The 16,596-nt window shown below is 68.8% G+C and carries 12 protein-coding genes; 7 read left to right on the forward strand and 5 right to left on the reverse strand.

Going from position 1 to position 16,596, the window contains the following annotated elements; all coding sequences use genetic code 11:
- A complete protein-coding gene (locus ACHUEU_RS13125) occupies positions 1-1,662 on the forward strand; it encodes an ABC transporter substrate-binding protein (RefSeq protein WP_394216575.1) in 1,662 nt (553 codons plus the stop codon).
- 81 nt (positions 1,663-1,743) lie between these two features.
- Here ACHUEU_RS13125 and ACHUEU_RS13130 read toward each other — a convergent pair whose 3' ends face one another.
- The 5 genes from ACHUEU_RS13130 to ACHUEU_RS13150 form a co-directional block, all read right to left on the reverse strand.
- On the reverse strand, positions 1,744-3,639 hold the full coding sequence (locus ACHUEU_RS13130) for a glycoside hydrolase family 35 protein (protein WP_394216576.1): 1,896 nt from the start codon (positions 3,637-3,639) through the stop codon (positions 1,744-1,746).
- Between the two features lie 106 nt (positions 3,640-3,745).
- Positions 3,746-5,101, reverse strand: coding sequence for a serpin family protein (locus tag ACHUEU_RS13135; protein ID WP_394216577.1), 1,356 nt, complete (start codon positions 5,099-5,101; stop codon positions 3,746-3,748).
- Positions 5,098-6,048 carry a carbohydrate ABC transporter permease gene (locus ACHUEU_RS13140; RefSeq protein WP_394216578.1) on the reverse strand — a complete coding sequence of 317 codons (951 nt, stop codon included), beginning with the start codon at positions 6,046-6,048 and terminating at the stop codon, positions 5,098-5,100. Before ACHUEU_RS13140 ends, ACHUEU_RS13135 begins: the two co-directional genes overlap by 4 nt.
- Positions 6,045-6,929, reverse strand: a complete 885-nt coding sequence (locus ACHUEU_RS13145) for a carbohydrate ABC transporter permease (protein WP_394216579.1) — start codon at positions 6,927-6,929, stop codon at positions 6,045-6,047. The genes ACHUEU_RS13140 and ACHUEU_RS13145 overlap by 4 nt, the downstream gene beginning before the upstream one ends.
- Positions 6,926-8,260 (reverse strand): ABC transporter substrate-binding protein, encoded by a 1,335-nt coding sequence (locus ACHUEU_RS13150; RefSeq protein ID WP_394216580.1) that lies wholly within the window; start codon positions 8,258-8,260, stop codon positions 6,926-6,928. The genes ACHUEU_RS13145 and ACHUEU_RS13150 overlap by 4 nt, the downstream gene beginning before the upstream one ends.
- A 364-nt stretch (positions 8,261-8,624) precedes the next feature.
- Here ACHUEU_RS13150 and ACHUEU_RS13155 point away from each other — a divergent pair, with 364 nt between their 5' ends.
- The 6 genes from ACHUEU_RS13155 (at position 8,625) to ACHUEU_RS13180 (ending at position 16,548) form a co-directional block, all read left to right on the forward strand.
- The gene (locus ACHUEU_RS13155; protein ID WP_394216581.1) at positions 8,625-10,322 is read left to right on the forward strand and encodes a sodium:solute symporter family protein; all 1,698 of its coding nucleotides are present in this window, start codon (positions 8,625-8,627) and stop codon (positions 10,320-10,322) included.
- Positions 10,323-10,332: 10 nt separating this feature from the next.
- The gene (locus ACHUEU_RS13160) at positions 10,333-10,665 is read left to right on the forward strand and encodes a hypothetical protein (RefSeq protein WP_394216582.1); all 333 of its coding nucleotides are present in this window, start codon (positions 10,333-10,335) and stop codon (positions 10,663-10,665) included.
- Positions 10,666-10,820: 155 nt separating this feature from the next.
- Positions 10,821-12,347, forward strand: coding sequence for a S10 family peptidase (locus tag ACHUEU_RS13165; RefSeq protein WP_394216583.1), 1,527 nt, complete (start codon positions 10,821-10,823; stop codon positions 12,345-12,347).
- 110 nt (positions 12,348-12,457) lie between these two features.
- Complete coding sequence (locus tag ACHUEU_RS13170) at positions 12,458-14,326, forward strand: glycoside hydrolase family 15 protein (protein ID WP_394216584.1); 1,869 nt, start codon at positions 12,458-12,460, stop codon at positions 14,324-14,326.
- A gap of 313 nt (positions 14,327-14,639) precedes the next feature.
- Positions 14,640-15,578 (forward strand): carbohydrate ABC transporter permease, encoded by a 939-nt coding sequence (locus ACHUEU_RS13175; protein ID WP_394216585.1) that lies wholly within the window; start codon positions 14,640-14,642, stop codon positions 15,576-15,578.
- Positions 15,579-15,603: 25 nt separating this feature from the next.
- Complete coding sequence (locus ACHUEU_RS13180; RefSeq protein WP_394216586.1) at positions 15,604-16,548, forward strand: carbohydrate ABC transporter permease; 945 nt, start codon at positions 15,604-15,606, stop codon at positions 16,546-16,548.
- Positions 16,549-16,596: the final 48 nt, after the last annotated feature.

Genomic DNA, 16,596 nt, shown 5'->3' on the forward strand with positions numbered 1-16,596 from the left:
ATGACCCGATTCACCCGACGTACGTTCGCGGCGGGTAGCGCCGCGACACTGACCGCCGCGCTCGCCGCCTGCAGCTTCGACCGCGGCGCCGGCAGCGGTGAGGGCGAGGACGCTCCTCGCGAGATCCACTGGCTGGGGTGGGGCGGCACCACCTGGAACCAGAACTTCAACCTGTTCTCCCCCACGGGAGTGAACGTCACCCCCGGCACCTCCTTCGTGTACGAGCCGCTGGTGCGCGTGGACCGTTCCACCGCGGGTGCGCTGCTCCCCCATCTGGCGGAGTCCTGGGAGTTCAACGATGAGGGCACCGAGCTGACCTTCACCCTGGCCAGCGACGTCACCTGGTCGGACGGTGAGGCGTTCACCGCGGACGACGTGAAGTTCACCTGGGACCTGGTCCTGGCCGGGGAGACCCCGAGCTCCTACCCCTTCGCCGCCGTCGAGGCACCCGATGACCAGACCGTCGTGGTCACCTACGACGAGCCCAGCTTCGCGGACCTCGCGGGCTTCGCCACCCGCCAGATCGTCCCGGAGCACGTGTGGGCCGAGCAGGATGTCCGCACCTGGACGAACCCGGAGCCCATCGGCACCGGGCCCTGCGTCCTCGCCAGCTTCTCGCCGCAGCAGATCGCCTTCGACCTGCGCGAGGACTACTGGGGAGGCGCACCGAGCGGCCCGAAGAAGCTGCTCATGCACGCCGTCACCGGCGATGCCGCCAAGCAGCAGATCATCGAGGGCACCCTCGATGTGGGCGGGATGGGCTGGGAGAACGCCCAGGAGGAATTCGTGGCGCTGGACCCTGAGCACAACGTCTACACCTTCTTCCCGGTCGGCACCGCCGATGGCCTGATCTTCAACACGACCCAGGCGCCCTACGACGACGTCCACGTGCGTCGTGCGCTGCGCGCCGCAGTGGATCTGGCCGTCGCGGCCGAGGTCGCTGCGGTCGGGTACGGCGTCCCGACCTACGCCGGCCTGGATGCGACCGTCTTCTCCGACATGCTCGCCGAGAACCAGGAGCAGAGCCAGGATGTCGAGTACGCGAAGGCCCAGCTCGAGGAGGGGGGCTGGACGGTCACGGACGCCGGCGCGCTGGAGAAGGACGGCGAGACCTACGAGCTGCGCTACGACGTCTATCAGCCCTACGCCGAGTGGGTGACCACCGGCCAGGTCCTGGCCGACCAGTGGAGCGAGACCCTCGGGCTGACGGTGGCCGTGAACCAGATGGCCGACGCGCCGTTCACGGAGGCCAGTTCCATCGGGGATTTCGGGATGCTGTCCTCCTCGCCCTTCGGCGGGAACATGCCCTACGACATGTTCGCCACCTTGAGCGATCTCCAGTTCACGCCTCTCGGCGAGCAGGCGATCTGGAACTACGGTCGATTCCAGAACGAGGAGTTCGACGAGCTCGTCCACGAGCTGGGCTCCATCCCGGCGGGCGAAGATGCCGGGCGCAGTCGCGAGCTGATCATCCGCATCCAGGAGATCCTCACCGATGAGGCGCCGTTCATCGCGACCGCGACCGCCGGCTGGAAGCTCGTGGCCAATGAGCAGCACTGGACCGGGTTCCCGAGCGTGGAGGCCGGCTTCGACTACGGCCCCAATGCGACCGTCCCTGCCGACGGCATCCTGACGGTCATGAACCTCGAACCGACGAGCTGACCGCACCGCACGCGCTGACGGGCGGCCCTGGACTCCGGTCCCGGGGCCGCCCGTCGGCGTCTGCAGGGGATCGGTGGGGCCTCAGACCCCCGGCGTCGCGAACACGTGCTCGGTGACCAGGCCGAGCCGCGCGGGCCGCTTCTCGAGGTCCAGCAGCAGCACCTCGTTGCGTCCCGCCCGCACCAGCGGCGCCGGCACGTACAGGCTCTGCTGGGGCCCGATGTTCCAGTACCGGCCCACGCAGAAGCCGTTGACGTAGGCGACGCCGTGCCCGGCTCCGGAGACGTCGAGGAAAGTGTCCGTGGGCGCCTCCGCGTCGAAGGACGCCCCCACGAGCAGCGGCAGTGCGTCATCGTCGGTGTCCGCGTCGAGCGCGGTCGCTCCCTCCAGCAGTGCGGCCAGCTCCTCGCCCATCTCCTCGAGGGGCCAGGCGTCGGCCTCCCAGTCGTTGAGGTAGCGGATGGTCTGCCAGACCCCGCCGAGGATGCCCTTGCGCTCTCCGAGCCGGGGGCCGAAGTTCACCCGTCCCAGGTTCTCGACCAGGATCTCCACGCGCACGGTGCGGTGACCGCCCTCCGGCAGCAGCCGCTCGGCGAAGGGCGTGAGCTCGACGACGGCCGGGTCGGTGGCGTCGGTGCGCTGCGCATGCGGGACGTCGGCCTGCGCCGGGTCCAGCCCGGTGGCCCCGACGTACACCCCGTCGACGTACACCCAGGCACGGTCGTGCAGGTCGTAGAGCTCCAGCGGGGAGATCGCGGGTCGGCCCTCACGGTCACTCCGGGCGATCTCGATCTCGCGCGACAGCCGCAGCAGCCCGCGCTCCAGCCCGATGTCCTCGAAGGCGGGCGGGGTCGGGTGCACCGCGGCGGGGCGGGTGAAGCGCTCGGTGTCGCGCAGCGAGGCGACCTTCTCGATCGAAACCTCGCCCGCCGGGAGGGTCGCCGGCAGTTCGGAGAGGCCCAGCTGCCCGAGATGCTCCTCGTACGGCGGCAGGTCACGATGCGCCGCGACGACTTCGCGGAAAGCGCGGAACTTCTCGGTGAGCGCACCGTTCTCGGCGATCGGGGCGTCGTAGTCGTAGCTGGTGGTGGTGGGCTGCAGCGTGCCGTCGTGGTTGGCGCCGGCCTGCATGCCGAAGTTGGTGCCGCCGTGGGCCATGTAGAAGTTCACGCTCATGCCGTGGTTCAGCATGTCGGAGAGCTCTCCGGCCGCATCCCCGCCGGTGCGCTCGTGGTGCTGCTCACCCCAGTGGTCGAACCAGCCGTTCCAGAACTCCATGCACATCTGCGGCTGGGCGGGCAGCTCCCGCTCGGCCATCTCGAGCACCTGAAGGGTGCGGGAGCCGAAGTTCACGGTGCCCAGCGTCCCCTCGACGGTGCCGCCGGTCAGCCACATCCGTGCCGGGCCGTCGGAGGTCACCAGCAGCTCCTCGATGCCGCGGGCGAGGAGACCGTCGCGCAGGTGCGCGAGGTAGACCTTGTCGTCGCCGAAGCTGCCGTACTCGTTCTCGACCTGCACCATCACGACGTTGCCGCCGCGGGCTGCCTGCCGCTCGGCGATCACCGGGATCAGCTCATCGAACCAGGCGTCGACCAGCTGCAGGTACGGGGCGTTGCGGTTGCGCAGGCGCAGGTTGCGGTCGGCGAGGATCCAGCCGGGGAAGCCGCCGTTCTCCCATTCGGCGCAGATGTAGGGGCCGGGGCGCACGATCGCATCGAGCCCCTCCTCGGCAGCGATGTCGAGGAAGCGGCCGAGGTCCGCGATGCCCTCGAAGGTGGTGACGTCCCGCGCGGGCTGGTGCACGTTCCAGGCCACGTAGGTCTCCACGGTGTTGCAGCCCATCGCGACCAGGCGGCGCAGGCGGTCGCGCCACTGCTGGGGATGGACCCGGAAGTAGTGGAGCGCACCGGAGATCACCAGGTGCGGATCCCCCGCACGGAGGAAGCCGTCGGGGGTGGGTCGGAGCAGGGCGGTCATCGTCGGATGTCCTTTCATGTAAAACGTCTTACGTCAGTGTTTCAGGTGTTCGTCCGCCCGGCGCACCCGTGCGGCCGCGCCGAATGCGGACCCGCGCCCCGGTCGGTCAGCGGGTCTGCGTGGGGTCGCCGATCCAGCCGACGACGAGCGGAGCGAGCGTGGTCCGCTCATAGGCGAGGACCAGGAACGGCGAGTCCAGCACCAGCTCCTGCTCGGCCACCTGGACAGAAGTCTCGGCGACCATCACGGCGGTCGCGGCGGCGGCCTCCATCCCGTTCTCGTCGACGGTGATCACCGCCTTCTGCAGCACCTCGTCGATCACCAGGTCCGTCGTCCCGGTGACCCCGGAGAAATCGGCCGCACCGGAGAACGCATCGGTCATGCCGAGGCCCTCCAGGAGGTCCTTCAGCGAGGCCTCCCAGTCGATGCCGAAGGCGGGGACGCTCAGCTGGGTGGTGACCTCGGAGGCCTCGAGCGCGCCCAGCAGGGCGGCGAGACCGGAACCGCCCCCGGCGGACATCTCCGCCCAGGTCGAGAGCACCTCGGCGAGGCCGCCCGTGGGCTGCACGAGGGCGAGGGCGAGATCGCCACCATAGGTGTCCAGGGAGGTCGCCCGACACATCTCGTCCTCGTACCAGGAGCCGGTGGAGCCGTGGAGCATCTCGCAGCTGCGCTCCTCGCCGTCAGCAGTGGTGAAGCGCCCGCCCTCCACGGTCAGCGGCTGCTGCCAGGCGGCCTGCAGATGCAGGGCATTGACCAGCACCAGGCGAGTGCCCGCCGTCAGGGTGTCTTCGGGGATCAGCTCCTCGATGAGGTCATCCGTGGAGCCGGCGACCCAGCCGTTGATCTCCTCGCGGGCCGCCTCCCGCTCGGCGTCGTCGGTGAAGTCCGCCTCGAAGACTCCGCTGCCGAACCAGGTGGCGAGGTCCTCGAGGAAGGACTGCTGGACCTCGAATCCCTCCTGCAGCCAGGTCCCGTTCACCAGTGAGGCACGGGCCGGCTCGGGCGATTCCTCATCACCCTGCTCCCGCTCCTCGTCACCGACGGCGACCAACAGCTGGGAGAGTGTGTTCGCCGTCGCGGCGAGGTGCTCCATCTGGCCGCCGAGCACCTCCTCCATCTGGGTGCGGGTCGCGCCGCCCGCCCCCATGCCGATCATGGTGAGTGCTATCTGGGCGGACAGCGGCGCGCAGACGGCGTTGACCTCCTCGCGATCGATCGCGCCGAGCATCCGCGCGGTGAAAGGGGTGACGAGCTCACCGGCATCCTGTACGGGCCCCGGCTCGGAGCGCGGCAGCTCTGCCGAGAGATCCGGTGCGGCACCGCCCTCGCCCTCCGCCCCGCAGGAGGTGAGCCCGGCACCGGCCAGCGGCAGGGTCGCCGCGACCGCGAGCACCGTGCGACGGCGGAGCCGGACGCGATGATCGTCGACCCCGCGCGCACGGGAAGACGCTGGTCTCACCCCTTGACCGACCCCTCCGTCAGCCCACCGCGCCAGAAGCGCTGCAGGACCAGGATGAGGATCGCCAGCGGGATCACCGACAGCAGCGCGCCGCCCGTGGTGAGCTGGTAGAACTCGGGCAGCCGGTCCGTCTGGGCCCGCCAGTTGTCCAGGCCCAGCGTGATCGGGTACAGCGTCTCGTCGGCCAGCATGACCAGCGGGAGCATGTAGTTGTTCCAGATCGCGACGAACTGGAACAGCAGGATGGTCACGATCGCCGGGATCAGCTGCGGCAGCGCGAGGCGATGGAACAGTCCCAGCTCCCCCACCCCGTCGATCCGACCGGCCTCGAGCAGCTCATCGGGCACCGCGGCGCTCGCGTAGATCGAGGCCAGGAACAGGCCGAAGGGGCTCACCAGTGAGGGGATCAGCACGGACCAGTAGGTGTTGGTGATCCCGATCGAGCTGAACAGGAAGAACAGTGGCAGCGCGATGGCGGTGCCGGGCACCAGCACTCCGCCCAGGACCAGCACGTAGACGAAGCGCCGGCCGGGGAAGCGGTACTTGGCCAGGGCGTACCCCGCAGCGGTCGCGAAGTAGGTGGCGAGCACGGAGCCCAGTCCCGCGTACAGGAGGGAGTTCAGCCCCCAGCGCGGGAAGATCCCGTCATTGGCGCGGAGCACGGCCTTGAGGTTCTCCCACAGCTGGAAGTCCTGGCCGAACCAGAAGCCGTTGGTGCCGAAGAGGTCCTCGGTGGACTTGGTGGAGTTGATGAGCACCCAGTAGACGGGGACCAGGAAGTACAGCGCGACGATCACCAGGATCGCGGTGATCAGGATGGTGGTCGTCGGCTTCCGCCCTGCGTCGCGTGCGCCGGTGCGGTTCTCGTGCGCGGCCCTCTTCCTGGCCCTCGCAGGCTTCGCAGCCTTGCGACGCCCGGTGGTGGAGGTGGGGTTCGAGGTGCTCATCGACGCTTCTCCGTCCAGGAGGAGACTCCCAGCGCGACCGCTGAGAGGAGGAAGGCGGAGGCCGCGATGATCACGGCCTGGGCTGCCGCCATGCCGATGTCGTTGTACTGGAACGCGAAGGCATAGGCGGACATGTTGGGGGTGTACTCCGAGGTGATGCCCGCGCTCATGGTCTGCATCAGTCGTGGCTCGGCGAACAGCTGCAGGGTGCCGATGATCGAGAAGATCACCGTGAGCATCACGGCCGGGCGGATCAGCGGCAGCTGGATCGCAGTGGCCACCCGGATCGAGCCGGCCCCGTCGATCTTCGCGGCCTCGTACAGCTCACCCGGGATCGCCTTGAGCTGGGCGATGATGATGAGCATGTTGTAACCGGTGTAGGTCCAGGTCACGATGTTCGCGATCGACCACAGCACCATGTTCGGGCCCAGGAAGTCGATCGGCAGACCCACCAGCTCCAGCACGTCCACGATCGGGCTCAGCCCGGGGATGTACAGGAACGACCACAGGATCGTGGCGATCACGCCGGGGATCCCGTACGGCAGGAAGTAGGTGGCACGGAAGAACCCCGGCCACTTGGCGTTCGCGCTCTCCAGCAGCAGTGCGAGGATCACCGCGGCCACGATCATCACGGTCACCTGCACGACGCCGAACAGGACCATGCGCCCGATCGACTCGACGAAGTTCGCGTTCGACAGGGCCTTGAGGTAGTTCTCGACGCCGGCGAAGCTGTTGGTGAGGCCGCCTTCGCCGAGCAGCCCGGAGCGCTCGACGGAGGTGAACGAGTACCCGATCGCCATGATGATCGGCACGATCATGGTGCCGAGGAAGACGATCAGGAACGGGGCCAGCAGCAGCCAGGGAGCTGTCTTGGACCTCATCGTGCCTCCTCCGCGTTCAGTCCCATGTCCCGCATGATCTCGACGATCTTCGTCTGCGTCTGCGGGAGCATGTCCACCAGCGGGACCTCCCCGGTGACGGCGGTGGTCATGCCGTCGCCGACGATGGCCGCCGCGCGCTGCATCATCGGCGCCCAGGTCCACTCGAGGTTCTGACCCTCCGCCATGGGCAGGATGACCTCCTCGTTGTAGTCCTGTCCGGAGAAGAACTCCGAGGGCTCCCTGCGCGCCGTGCCGATGTAGTCCTCGGCCGGCGACCAGCCGATGCCGGAGTACTCGATCATGGCGTCGATCCCTTCGGGGTCCGTGCACATCCAGGTGATGAACTCGAGCGCCTCGACGGGGTGCTCGCTGTTGGACAGGACCGCCGCGGCCGATCCGCCGTGGCCGCCGGAGGCGTACCCGTCGGGCCAGGTCGGCATCGGGGCCACGGACCACTTGCCCTCGGCGTTCGGAACCGATCTGATCAGCGCATCGGACCAGGAGCCGCTGATGGTCGCCAACACGTTCCCCTCACCGGCCGCCGCCATCCACGGGGTGGAGAAGGCGCCGTAGCCGGTGCCGATGATCCTCGCGGCCAGGATCTCGTCCCAGAACTCGGCGACCCGCATGGAGGCGTCGCCGGTCATGTCGACGATCCAGCCGTCCCCTTCGGGTCGGAACCACACGGCACCGGACTGCATCATCCAGGAGATGAGATAGGAGCCGTCCGAGGGATCCAGGGTGATGAGGTTCTTGCCGGCCTCCGAGACGGCTCCGGCGGTCTTCCGGAAGTCCGCCCAGGTGGCGGGGACGCTCAGCCCGAGCTCCTCCTCGAGGACCTCACGGTTGTAGAAGGTGGCCACCGGACCGGTGTCCTGCGGGACCGCCCAGTACGAGTCGCCGACCCTGACCTGGCTGAGGGCGCCGGGATCGAAGGCCGCGGCCTGCTCGGCGAAGTCGTAGCGGGTCAGCTCCGTCAGCGCACCCGCCAGGGCGAACTCGGGGACCTGGCGCAGCTCGATCTGCGCGATGTCGGGCCCGCCGCCTGCAGCGACCGCGGAGAGGATCTTGGCATAGCCGCCGGTGTTCCCGCCCGGGATCCAGGTGGCCTCGACCCGGATCCGGTCCTGCTTCTGATTGAAGATGTCGGCGACCTTCTGCAGGTCCTTCAACCAGGCCCAGTAGCTCAGGGTCACGGGACCGTCGCTGGGTGGGATGACCGCTTCGGCATTGACATCGCCCGGATTCGGCGGGGCGCAGGCGGTCAGGCCGGCGAGCACCCCCGCTCCGGTGCCTGCCAACGCGGTGCGTCGGGTGAGACGTGGCTTCATCGCTGGTTCATCGCCCTTCCTCATCGTCGAGTACTGCGTGCCGACACCGGTGCGGCGCGGTGGCACGGCACCCGGTCGTGAACGTTCACGGGGTGATGATATGCGACGAACCGCTCTGTGCCCAGACCTGATCCTCTCGCCACGCCGCTCTCGTGGTCCCGGGCGGTGCGAGGACTCCGGCGTCTCCGGCGCCGAGCACGCTCTACCACACGGGGATCGCTCGATCGGCTCGGCCCTCCGGCTCCGCCCCGGAGCGGCCCTCCGGTGATAGCGTGACCGCCCGTCGGTACAGTTGCCGCACGCCTCGTCATGGGTGCTGCGCGCCCTGCGAGGCTCCCTTCTCATCCCCAGGAGAACGTCTCCTATGGTCGACATCCGCCTCGACGCCCAATGGGTCGACTACGCGATCATCGCGTTGTACTTCCTCTTCGTCCTCGGTGTGGGCTGGTACGCCAAGCGCGGCATCTCCACCTCCATCGAGTTCTTCCTCTCCGGCCGTTCGCTGCCCGCCTGGGTCACCGGCCTCGCCTTCATCTCGGCCAATCTCGGCGCTGTCGAGATCATGGGCATGTCCGCCACCGGCGCCGAGCTCGGCATGCCGACCATGCACTACTTCTGGATCGGCGCCGTCCCGGCGATGCTGTTCCTGGGCGTGGTGATGATGCCCTTCTACTACGGCTCCAAGGTGCGCTCCGTCCCGGAGTTCATGCGCATGCGCTTCGGTGCCAGCGCGCACCTGGTCAACGCCATCAGCTTCGCCGTCGCCCAGCTGCTGATCGCCGGGGTGAACCTGTACCTGCTCGCCCTGATCGTCCATCGCCTGCTGGGGTGGCCGCAGTGGGTGGGTCTCGTCGTGGCCTCCGCGTTCGTGCTGTTCTACATCACGGTCGGCGGCCTCTCCGCCGCGATCTACAACGAGGTGCTGCAGTTCTTCGTGATCGTCGCGGCGCTGCTGCCCCTGACCCTCATCGGGCTGCACCGCGTGGGCGGCTGGAGCGGTTTGACGGAGCGCATCACCAATGACGGGATGCTCGGTGCGGACCAGCTGCACACCTGGCCCGGCACGGGGCTGTCCGGATTCGAGAGTCCCGTGCTGTCCGTGGTCGGCATCGTGTTCGGCCTCGGCTTCGTGCTCTCCTTCGGCTACTGGACCACAAACTTCGTCGAGGTCCAGCGCGCGATGGCCAGCAAGTCCATCACCGCCTCCCGGATGACACCGATCATCGGTGCCTTCCCGAAGATGTTCATCCCCTTCATCGTGATCGTCCCCGGCATGATCGCCGCTGTGCTGGTCGGTCAGCTGGCCGAGTTCAAGCAGCTCTCCTTCGCGGGCGAGGACGCTGCGGCGGCCGCCACCGGCGTCACCTACAACGATGCCCTGCTGCTGCTGATGCGGGACGTGCTGCCGAACGGTCTGCTGGGCGTCGCGATCGCGGGCCTGCTGGCGGCGTTCATGGCCGGCATGGCCGCGAACATCTCGGCCTTCAACACCGTGATCAGCTACGACCTCTACCAGCAGTACGTGAAGAAGGACGCCCCGGACGCCCATTACACGAAGGTGGGGCGCATCGCGACGGCCGCGGCCTGCGTGATCGCGATCTTCACGGCACTGATCGCCGGACAGTTCTCCAACCTGATGGACTACCTCCAGACTCTTTTCGGCTTCTTCAACGCCCCGTTGTTCGCCACCTTCATCCTGGGCATGTTCTGGAAGCGGATGACCCCGACCGCCGGCTGGACCGGCCTGGTGGCGGGCACCCTGTCCGCGATGGCGCTGTGGGGATCATCGACGTTCCTCCATCTCTTCGAGCTGCCCGGCCAGGGGCTCGCCTTCATGGCCGCCGCGACAGCGTTCGTCGTCGACATCGTCGTCTCCGTCGTGGTCACCCAGTTCACCGCCCCGAAGCCCGTCCACGAGCTGAAGGGCCTGGTCTACTCGGAGACCCCGAAGGCCGATCTGATCGATCCCGAGGAGGCGGGCATGCCGTTCTGGCGCCGGCCCGTCCCGATGGCCGGCATCGCGCTGGTCCTCGTCATCGCCCTGAACTTCCTCTTCGTCTAAGGAGCTCGCCATGACCCCCACCTCCAAGGAATCCCCCGAGGGCGCGAGCGCGGTGCCCGAGTCGGCGCACATCGAGACCGCCGGCGCCTTCGACATCCGCAATTTCATCGGCACCCTGCTGGGTCTGTTCGGCCTCATCCTGCTCGCCATGGGCCTGTTCGCCTTCGACGACGGCGCCGCCGCCAAGACCGACGGGCTCAACGCCAATCTCTGGGCGGGAGCGGGCATGGCGATCGTGGCCATCGCGTTCCTGGTCTGGACCAGGGTGGACCCGATCCGCATGGTCGTCCGCGAGAACGAGGAGGGCGCGGACGAGCCGCGCGACATCTCTCCTCTGGACTGATCCGCCGGCGACCCCTCCGCGAATCCCCCGCTCTGCACCGGCAACGGTGCGGAGCGGGGGATTCAGCGCTCCCAGGGGTGCCCTCGTGCGGCATCCTCCGGCCGGGGGCCTCGCATAGCATCGAGGTCGACGCCGGATCCGACGAAGGAGCACGAGTGAACGCCGAGCCCACCGCCCCCTCCCCCGAGACCACGACGAGCGCTGCCGACCCGGCCGCCGAGAAGCCCGAGGACCACCTGGTCACCACGCTGCACTCGCTGGCCCTGCCCGACGGGGCGCTCGATTACACGGCCACCACCGGCACCGTGGTGCTGACGGAGGAGCCCGAGGGCGAGGAGTACGGACGGGGTGCGGCATATGCGGAGCTGTTCTCCGTCTCCTACGTCGCCCAGGGCACCGACGCGGGCGAGCGTCCGGTGGTGTTCGCCTTCAACGGCGGGCCGGGCGCCTCGACGGTGTGGCTGCACCTGGGGCTGCTGGGTCCGCGCCGGGTGGACTCGGGTGATGCGGGAGCGCCGGCCGCTCCGCCGCACCGGCTGCTGGACAACCCTGAGACCATCCTCAAGGACGCGGACCTGGTGGTCGTCGACGCGATGACCACGGGCTACTCCCGTCCCGCCCCCGGTCAGAAGCCCGGCCGGCATCACGGGCTGGCGGAGGATCGCGATCTGATCACCGCCTTCGTCATCGACTGGCTGACCCGCCACCAGCGCTGGACCTCGCCGCTCTACCTGGCCGGGGAGTCCTACGGCACCACGCGGGCTTCCGCCGTGGCCGCGCACCTCATGGACCGCTTCTACGTGGCCGTGGCCGGGATCGCGCTGATCTCCCCGGTGCTCGATTTCGGCACCATCCGCTTCCATGCCGGCAACGACCGCCCCTACCTCCATTACCTGCCCACCTATGCCGCGATCGCCCACGCGCACGGCAAGCATTCCGGCCGGATGCTGCAGGACGTGGTCGATGAGGCCGAGGCCTTCGCCGAGCAGGAGTACCCGGCGCTGCTGGCCGCCGGACTGCGGCTCGCACCGGAGCAGAAGCAGGAGGCCGCCGCCCGCATCGGCGCCCTGATCGGGGTGGATCCGCACTGGGTGGAGCGCGCCGACCTGCGGATCGAGCACATGGCCTACCTCGCCGAGCTGCTGCGCGAACAGGGGCTGGTCACCGGGCGCATAGACGGCCGCTTCACCGCCCCGGCCGGGGACGGCAATGCCCCGCGGATGGAGACCGACCCCTCGATCGACCAGCTCGCCCCCGCCTACACGGCCACGATCAACCAGTACCTGCGCGGGGAGCTGGAGTTCACCAGCGACGTGGTCTACGAGATCATGTCCGGCCGGGTGCATCCGTGGAGCTACAAGGACTTCGAGAACCGCTCGGTCGAGGTCGCCTCGGACCTGTCCCGACTGCTGCGGAAGTCCCCGCACACCAAGCTGCTGGTCTCCCACGGCTATCACGACGCGGCCACCCCGTTCCACGCCAGCGAGCACGTGCTCGCCCAGCTCGCGATCCCGCGCCAGGACTACAGCGAGCGGATCCGCATCGAGTACTACGAGGCCGGACACATGATGTACTGCCACGAGCCCAGCCGGCTCGCACTCTCGCAGCACCTGAGCGAGTTCGTCACCGGGACGGAGCCCGACGCAGTTCCGCAGGACGGTGAGGGAGCCGCCGCACAGTGACCAGCCGGCGGTCGGGTCGAGTTCTCCGGGCCCACCGGAACCGTGGGGAAGCGTGCCATCGGATCCTTGTCGTCCTCCCCGGCGGGCGCGGTCCGTGATGGACTGTCCCCATGACGAGCCCGCTCATCGAAGACCATGCGCTGCTGTCCGACCAGCGCGCCTCCGCGCTCGTGACCCGGGAGGGAGACATCGACTGGCTGTGTCTGCCCCGCTTCGACTCCGACGCCCTGTTCTGCTCCCTGCTGGGCACCGAGGAGCATGGGCACTGGTCGCTGCGGATCGCCGACGGCGAGGTGCTCTCCCGTCGCTACCTGCCGGGCACGATGGTGCTCGAGACGGTGTGGCGCTCCCCCACCGGCACCGCCACGGTCACCGAGTTCATGCCGGTCAGCGGGGACGACGGACGCTCGGAGGCGAGCGGTGCGGCGATCGACCGCACGGCGACGAGCTCCCGGATCGCGTCCTGCCTGTCCGGGGACGTCGATGACCTCGCCGAGCTGGTGCGCAGCGTCGAATGCGTCGAGGGCGAGGTCGAGGTGGTCCAGGAGCTGAAGATCCGCTTCGAGTACGGACAGGCGGTGCCGTGGGTGCGCCGCGGCGAGGACGAGGCCGGCGAGCCCGTGCTGATCGCGGTCGCCGGCGGCGACGGCGTCGCCCTGCACGGCCCCGCGCTGAGCGCGAACGGCCGCTCCCACCACGGTCGCCACCAGCTCACCGCCGGGGAGACCACCTCGTGGGTGCTGACCTGGTTCCCGTCCTGGCAGCCGGTCCCGGCGACGCCGGATGTCGAGGTCGCGCTCGCCGCCACCGTGGCCGAGTGGTCCACCTGGCTGGGGCAGGTGCGGGTCGAGCAGGAGTACGCCGAGCCCGTGACCCGCTCGCTGCTGGTGCTGCGAGCGCTCACCCACCGCCGCACCGGCGGCATCGTCGCCGCCCCGACCACCAGCCTGCCCGAGGATTTCGGCGGGGTGCGCAACTGGGACTATCGATTCTGCTGGCTGCGGGACGCGGCGCTCTCGATCGTCGCCCTGCTCGCCCACGGTCACGCCGACGCCGCTCGGACCTGGCGCGAATGGCTGCTGCGCGCGATCGCCGGGGACCCGGAACGGCTGCAGATCATGTACTCCATCACCGGAGACCGGAACCTGCCCGAGCGGGAGGCGGAGCACCTGCCCGGCTACGCGGAATCGGTGCCGGTGCGGATCGGCAACGGCGCGGCCGGTCAGTACCAGGCCGATGTGGTGGGTGAGGTGATGATCGCCCTGGCGGAGATGCGCGACGCCGGCCTCGAGGAGTCGCAATGGTCCTGGCCGCTGCAGAAGGCGCTGATCCGCTACACCGAGGACCGCATCGACGAACCCGACCACGGGATCTGGGAGATGCGCGGCGAACCGGCGTACTTCACGCACGGCCGGGTGATGGTGTGGGCGAGTTTCGATCGTGCCGTGCGAGCGGTTCGCGAGCACGGCCTGCCCGCCTCCGAGGAGGAGCTCTCCCGCTGGATGCGGTGCCGCGACCAGATGCGCGAGGAGATCATGGCCCGCGGTGTCGGGGCCGACGGAGCCTTCACCCAGTCCTACGGCTCCCCGGAGGTCGACGCCTCCCTGCTGCAGATCCCGCACACCGGATTCCTGCCGGCCGACCACCCGCAGATGCTCGCCACCGTCGCCCGCATCGAGCAGGACCTGCGCACCGACGACGGCCTGATCCTGCGCTACCGCACGCTGGGTCAGGACGGTCTGCCCGGTGACGAGCACCCCTTCCTGGTGTGCTGCTTCTGGCTGGTCGAGCAGTACGCCGCCTCGGGGCGCCGGGAGGATGCCGGGGCGCTGATGGAACAGCTGCTCGCCTGCGGCAATGATCTGGACCTGTTCGCGGAGGAGTTCGACGGGGGCGCGGGCAGGATGGCCGGCAACTTCCCGCAGGCCTTCAGTCACCTGGGCCTGATCCGCGCGGTCGACGCCCTCACCACCGGTTGAGCCCGCTGCCCGACCGGCTGCGGAGACCGGCGGAGACGCCGGTCACGTCGCAGGTCACGGCGAGGTCGCGGGCCGGTGACACCCTCCGGGCAGGTGGGTGAACACCAGAGGTCGCACCGATGTCCGTCCGGGGACGGCGCGGTGATCCGCTGCCGCCCGCACCGCTGCCGCCCCCTCCCTGCTCGCCGCCATGACCAGGGGCGATGGCCGGGCGTCGGGTGCCGACGCGGGCCCGGTCTCGAGATGGTCACGGAATCGACGCGATTCTCCGGACCACGCTCCCGCCGGGACCGCCACGCGTACTGTGACCATCGTGACGTCCCCCGCCATCCCCGGTCTCGAGAGGTCGGCCTCCGACGAGGAGCCGGTCAAGCGGTCCCGCTCGCTCAATTGGCGGCATATCGGCTTGGCCACGGCCCTGATCCTGCCGAACATGATCCTGCTGGGCGTGTTCACCTACCGCCCGCTGCTCGACAACTTCCGCATCTCGTTCTTCAACTGGAACATCTCGTCCCCGACGATGCGGTTCATCGGCTTCGACAACTACATCGAGTGGTTCACCGATGACACGAGCTGGCAGATCGCCCGCAACACGGCGATCTTCACCGTCGTGGCGGTGGTCGGCTCGATGGCTATCGGACTGGCGCTGGCGATGCTGCTGGATCAGCATCTGCGGGGCCGTGGCCTGGTGCGGACCATCGTGTTCGCGCCCTACGTCATCGCCGGCGCGGCGATCGGTGTCGCCTTCCAGTTCGTCTTCGATCCCGGCTACGGTCTGATCCAGGCGGTGCTGGACTGGGTCGGTCTGGACTCGCCGCACTTCTACCAGCATTCCGGCTGGGCGCTGTTCATGATCACCACCACCTACGTGTGGAAGAACCTCGGCTACACCTTCGTGATCTACCTGGCGGCCCTGCAGGGGCGGCGCAAGGACCTCGACGAGGCGGCGGAGATCGACGGCACCCCGGCCTGGCGGAAGTTCTGGCGGGTCACCCTGCCTCAGCTCAAGGGCACCACGTTCTTCCTGTCCGTCACGGTGCTGCTGAACTCGTTCACGGTGTTCGACATCATCCAGGTGATGACCCAGGGCGGCCCCTTCGGCACCGGCACCTCGACGCTGATCTACCAGGTCTACCAGGAGACCTTCGTGAACAATCGCGCCGGCTACGGCGCCGCGGTCGCCACCATCATGTTCCTCGTCATCCTGGTCATCACGCTCGCCCAGGTGAAGCTGCAGGACAAGCAGGATTGACCAGGCCAGGAGGGAGGGAGAACCCATGACCATGACCGACGATGCCAAGACCGTCCTCCCGCCGGTGCCGGGGGCGAGCCCCGAGGGCGCGCCCGAGCTCACCGCAGCGCAGAGGAAACGGGCCGGTTCCCGGCACCGGGCCTTCGAGGGAGGGACGGGTGGGAAGCTCCTCGGCTATGCCGGGATGGTGGCCGCCGTGCTGCTGTTCTTCGTGCCGCTGTACTTCATCGCGATCACCTCGCTGAAGAACCACGGTGACATCTACTCGGACCCCATCACGTGGCTCCCGAACCCGTTCGTGCCGGAGAACTACTCCTACGTGCTCTCCGAGGTGCGCTTCGACCGCTACCTGCGCAACTCCATCATCATCACCTCGATCCTCACCGTGATCGAGGTGAGCCTGGGCGTGATGTGCGCCTACGGCTTCTCGTTCCTGCGCTTCCCCGGCCGGAACCTGCTGTTCCTGCTGGTGATCGCCTCACTGATGGTGCCCAACCAGGTCACCGTGATCTCGAACTACGCGCTGGTGGCGAGCTGGGGGTGGCGCAACACCTTCCAGGGCATCATCGTGCCGCTGGCCGCGGTCGCCTTCGGCACCTTCCTGATGCGCAACCACTTCCTCTCGTTGCCGAAGGAGGTCATGGAGGCCGCCGAGCTCGACGGCACCGGCTTCTTCCGGACCCTGTTCCGGGTGGTGCTGCCGATGTCCTGGCCCACCCTGATCGCCTTCACGCTGATCACGGTGGTCAACGAGTGGAACCAGTACCTGTGGCCGTTCCTGATGTCGGACACCGACAAGGTCGCGCCGCTGCCCATCGGTCTGACCCAGCTGCAGGACAACGAGGGGCTGACCAACTGGGGTCCGGTGATGGCCGGGACCGTCCTGACCGCCGTCCCCATGCTCATCGTGTTCCTGATCCTGCAGAAGCAGATGATCAAGGGCCTCACCGCCGGGGCGGTCAAGGGCTGAGCGCCCGATCCCACCCCGCTGCCCCCGCTCGCCTCCCTCCCCAGCCCC

It is taken from the genome of Brachybacterium vulturis (genome assembly GCF_043641765.1).
GTDB classification, from domain to species: domain Bacteria; phylum Actinomycetota; class Actinomycetes; order Actinomycetales; family Dermabacteraceae; genus Brachybacterium; species Brachybacterium vulturis_A.

What these genes read in the sequence shown, in the direction of transcription:
- ACHUEU_RS13145 (WP_394216579.1), bottom strand. Translation starts at nt 6,929, where the DNA reads ATGAGGTCCAAGACAGCTCCCTGGCTGCTGCTGGCCCCGTTCCTGATC.
- ACHUEU_RS13140 (WP_394216578.1), bottom strand. Translation starts at nt 6,048, where the DNA reads ATGAGCACCTCGAACCCCACCTCCACCACCGGGCGTCGCAAGGCTGCG.
- ACHUEU_RS13160 (WP_394216582.1), top strand. Translation starts at nt 10,333, where the DNA reads ATGACCCCCACCTCCAAGGAATCCCCCGAGGGCGCGAGCGCGGTGCCC.
- ACHUEU_RS13130 (WP_394216576.1), bottom strand. Translation starts at nt 3,639, where the DNA reads ATGACCGCCCTGCTCCGACCCACCCCCGACGGCTTCCTCCGTGCGGGG.
- ACHUEU_RS13180 (WP_394216586.1), top strand. Translation starts at nt 15,604, where the DNA reads ATGACCATGACCGACGATGCCAAGACCGTCCTCCCGCCGGTGCCGGGG.
- ACHUEU_RS13170 (WP_394216584.1), top strand. Translation starts at nt 12,458, where the DNA reads ATGACGAGCCCGCTCATCGAAGACCATGCGCTGCTGTCCGACCAGCGC.
- ACHUEU_RS13150 (WP_394216580.1), bottom strand. Translation starts at nt 8,260, where the DNA reads ATGAAGCCACGTCTCACCCGACGCACCGCGTTGGCAGGCACCGGAGCG.
- ACHUEU_RS13125 (WP_394216575.1), top strand. Translation starts at nt 1, where the DNA reads ATGACCCGATTCACCCGACGTACGTTCGCGGCGGGTAGCGCCGCGACA.
- ACHUEU_RS13155 (WP_394216581.1), top strand. Translation starts at nt 8,625, where the DNA reads ATGGTCGACATCCGCCTCGACGCCCAATGGGTCGACTACGCGATCATC.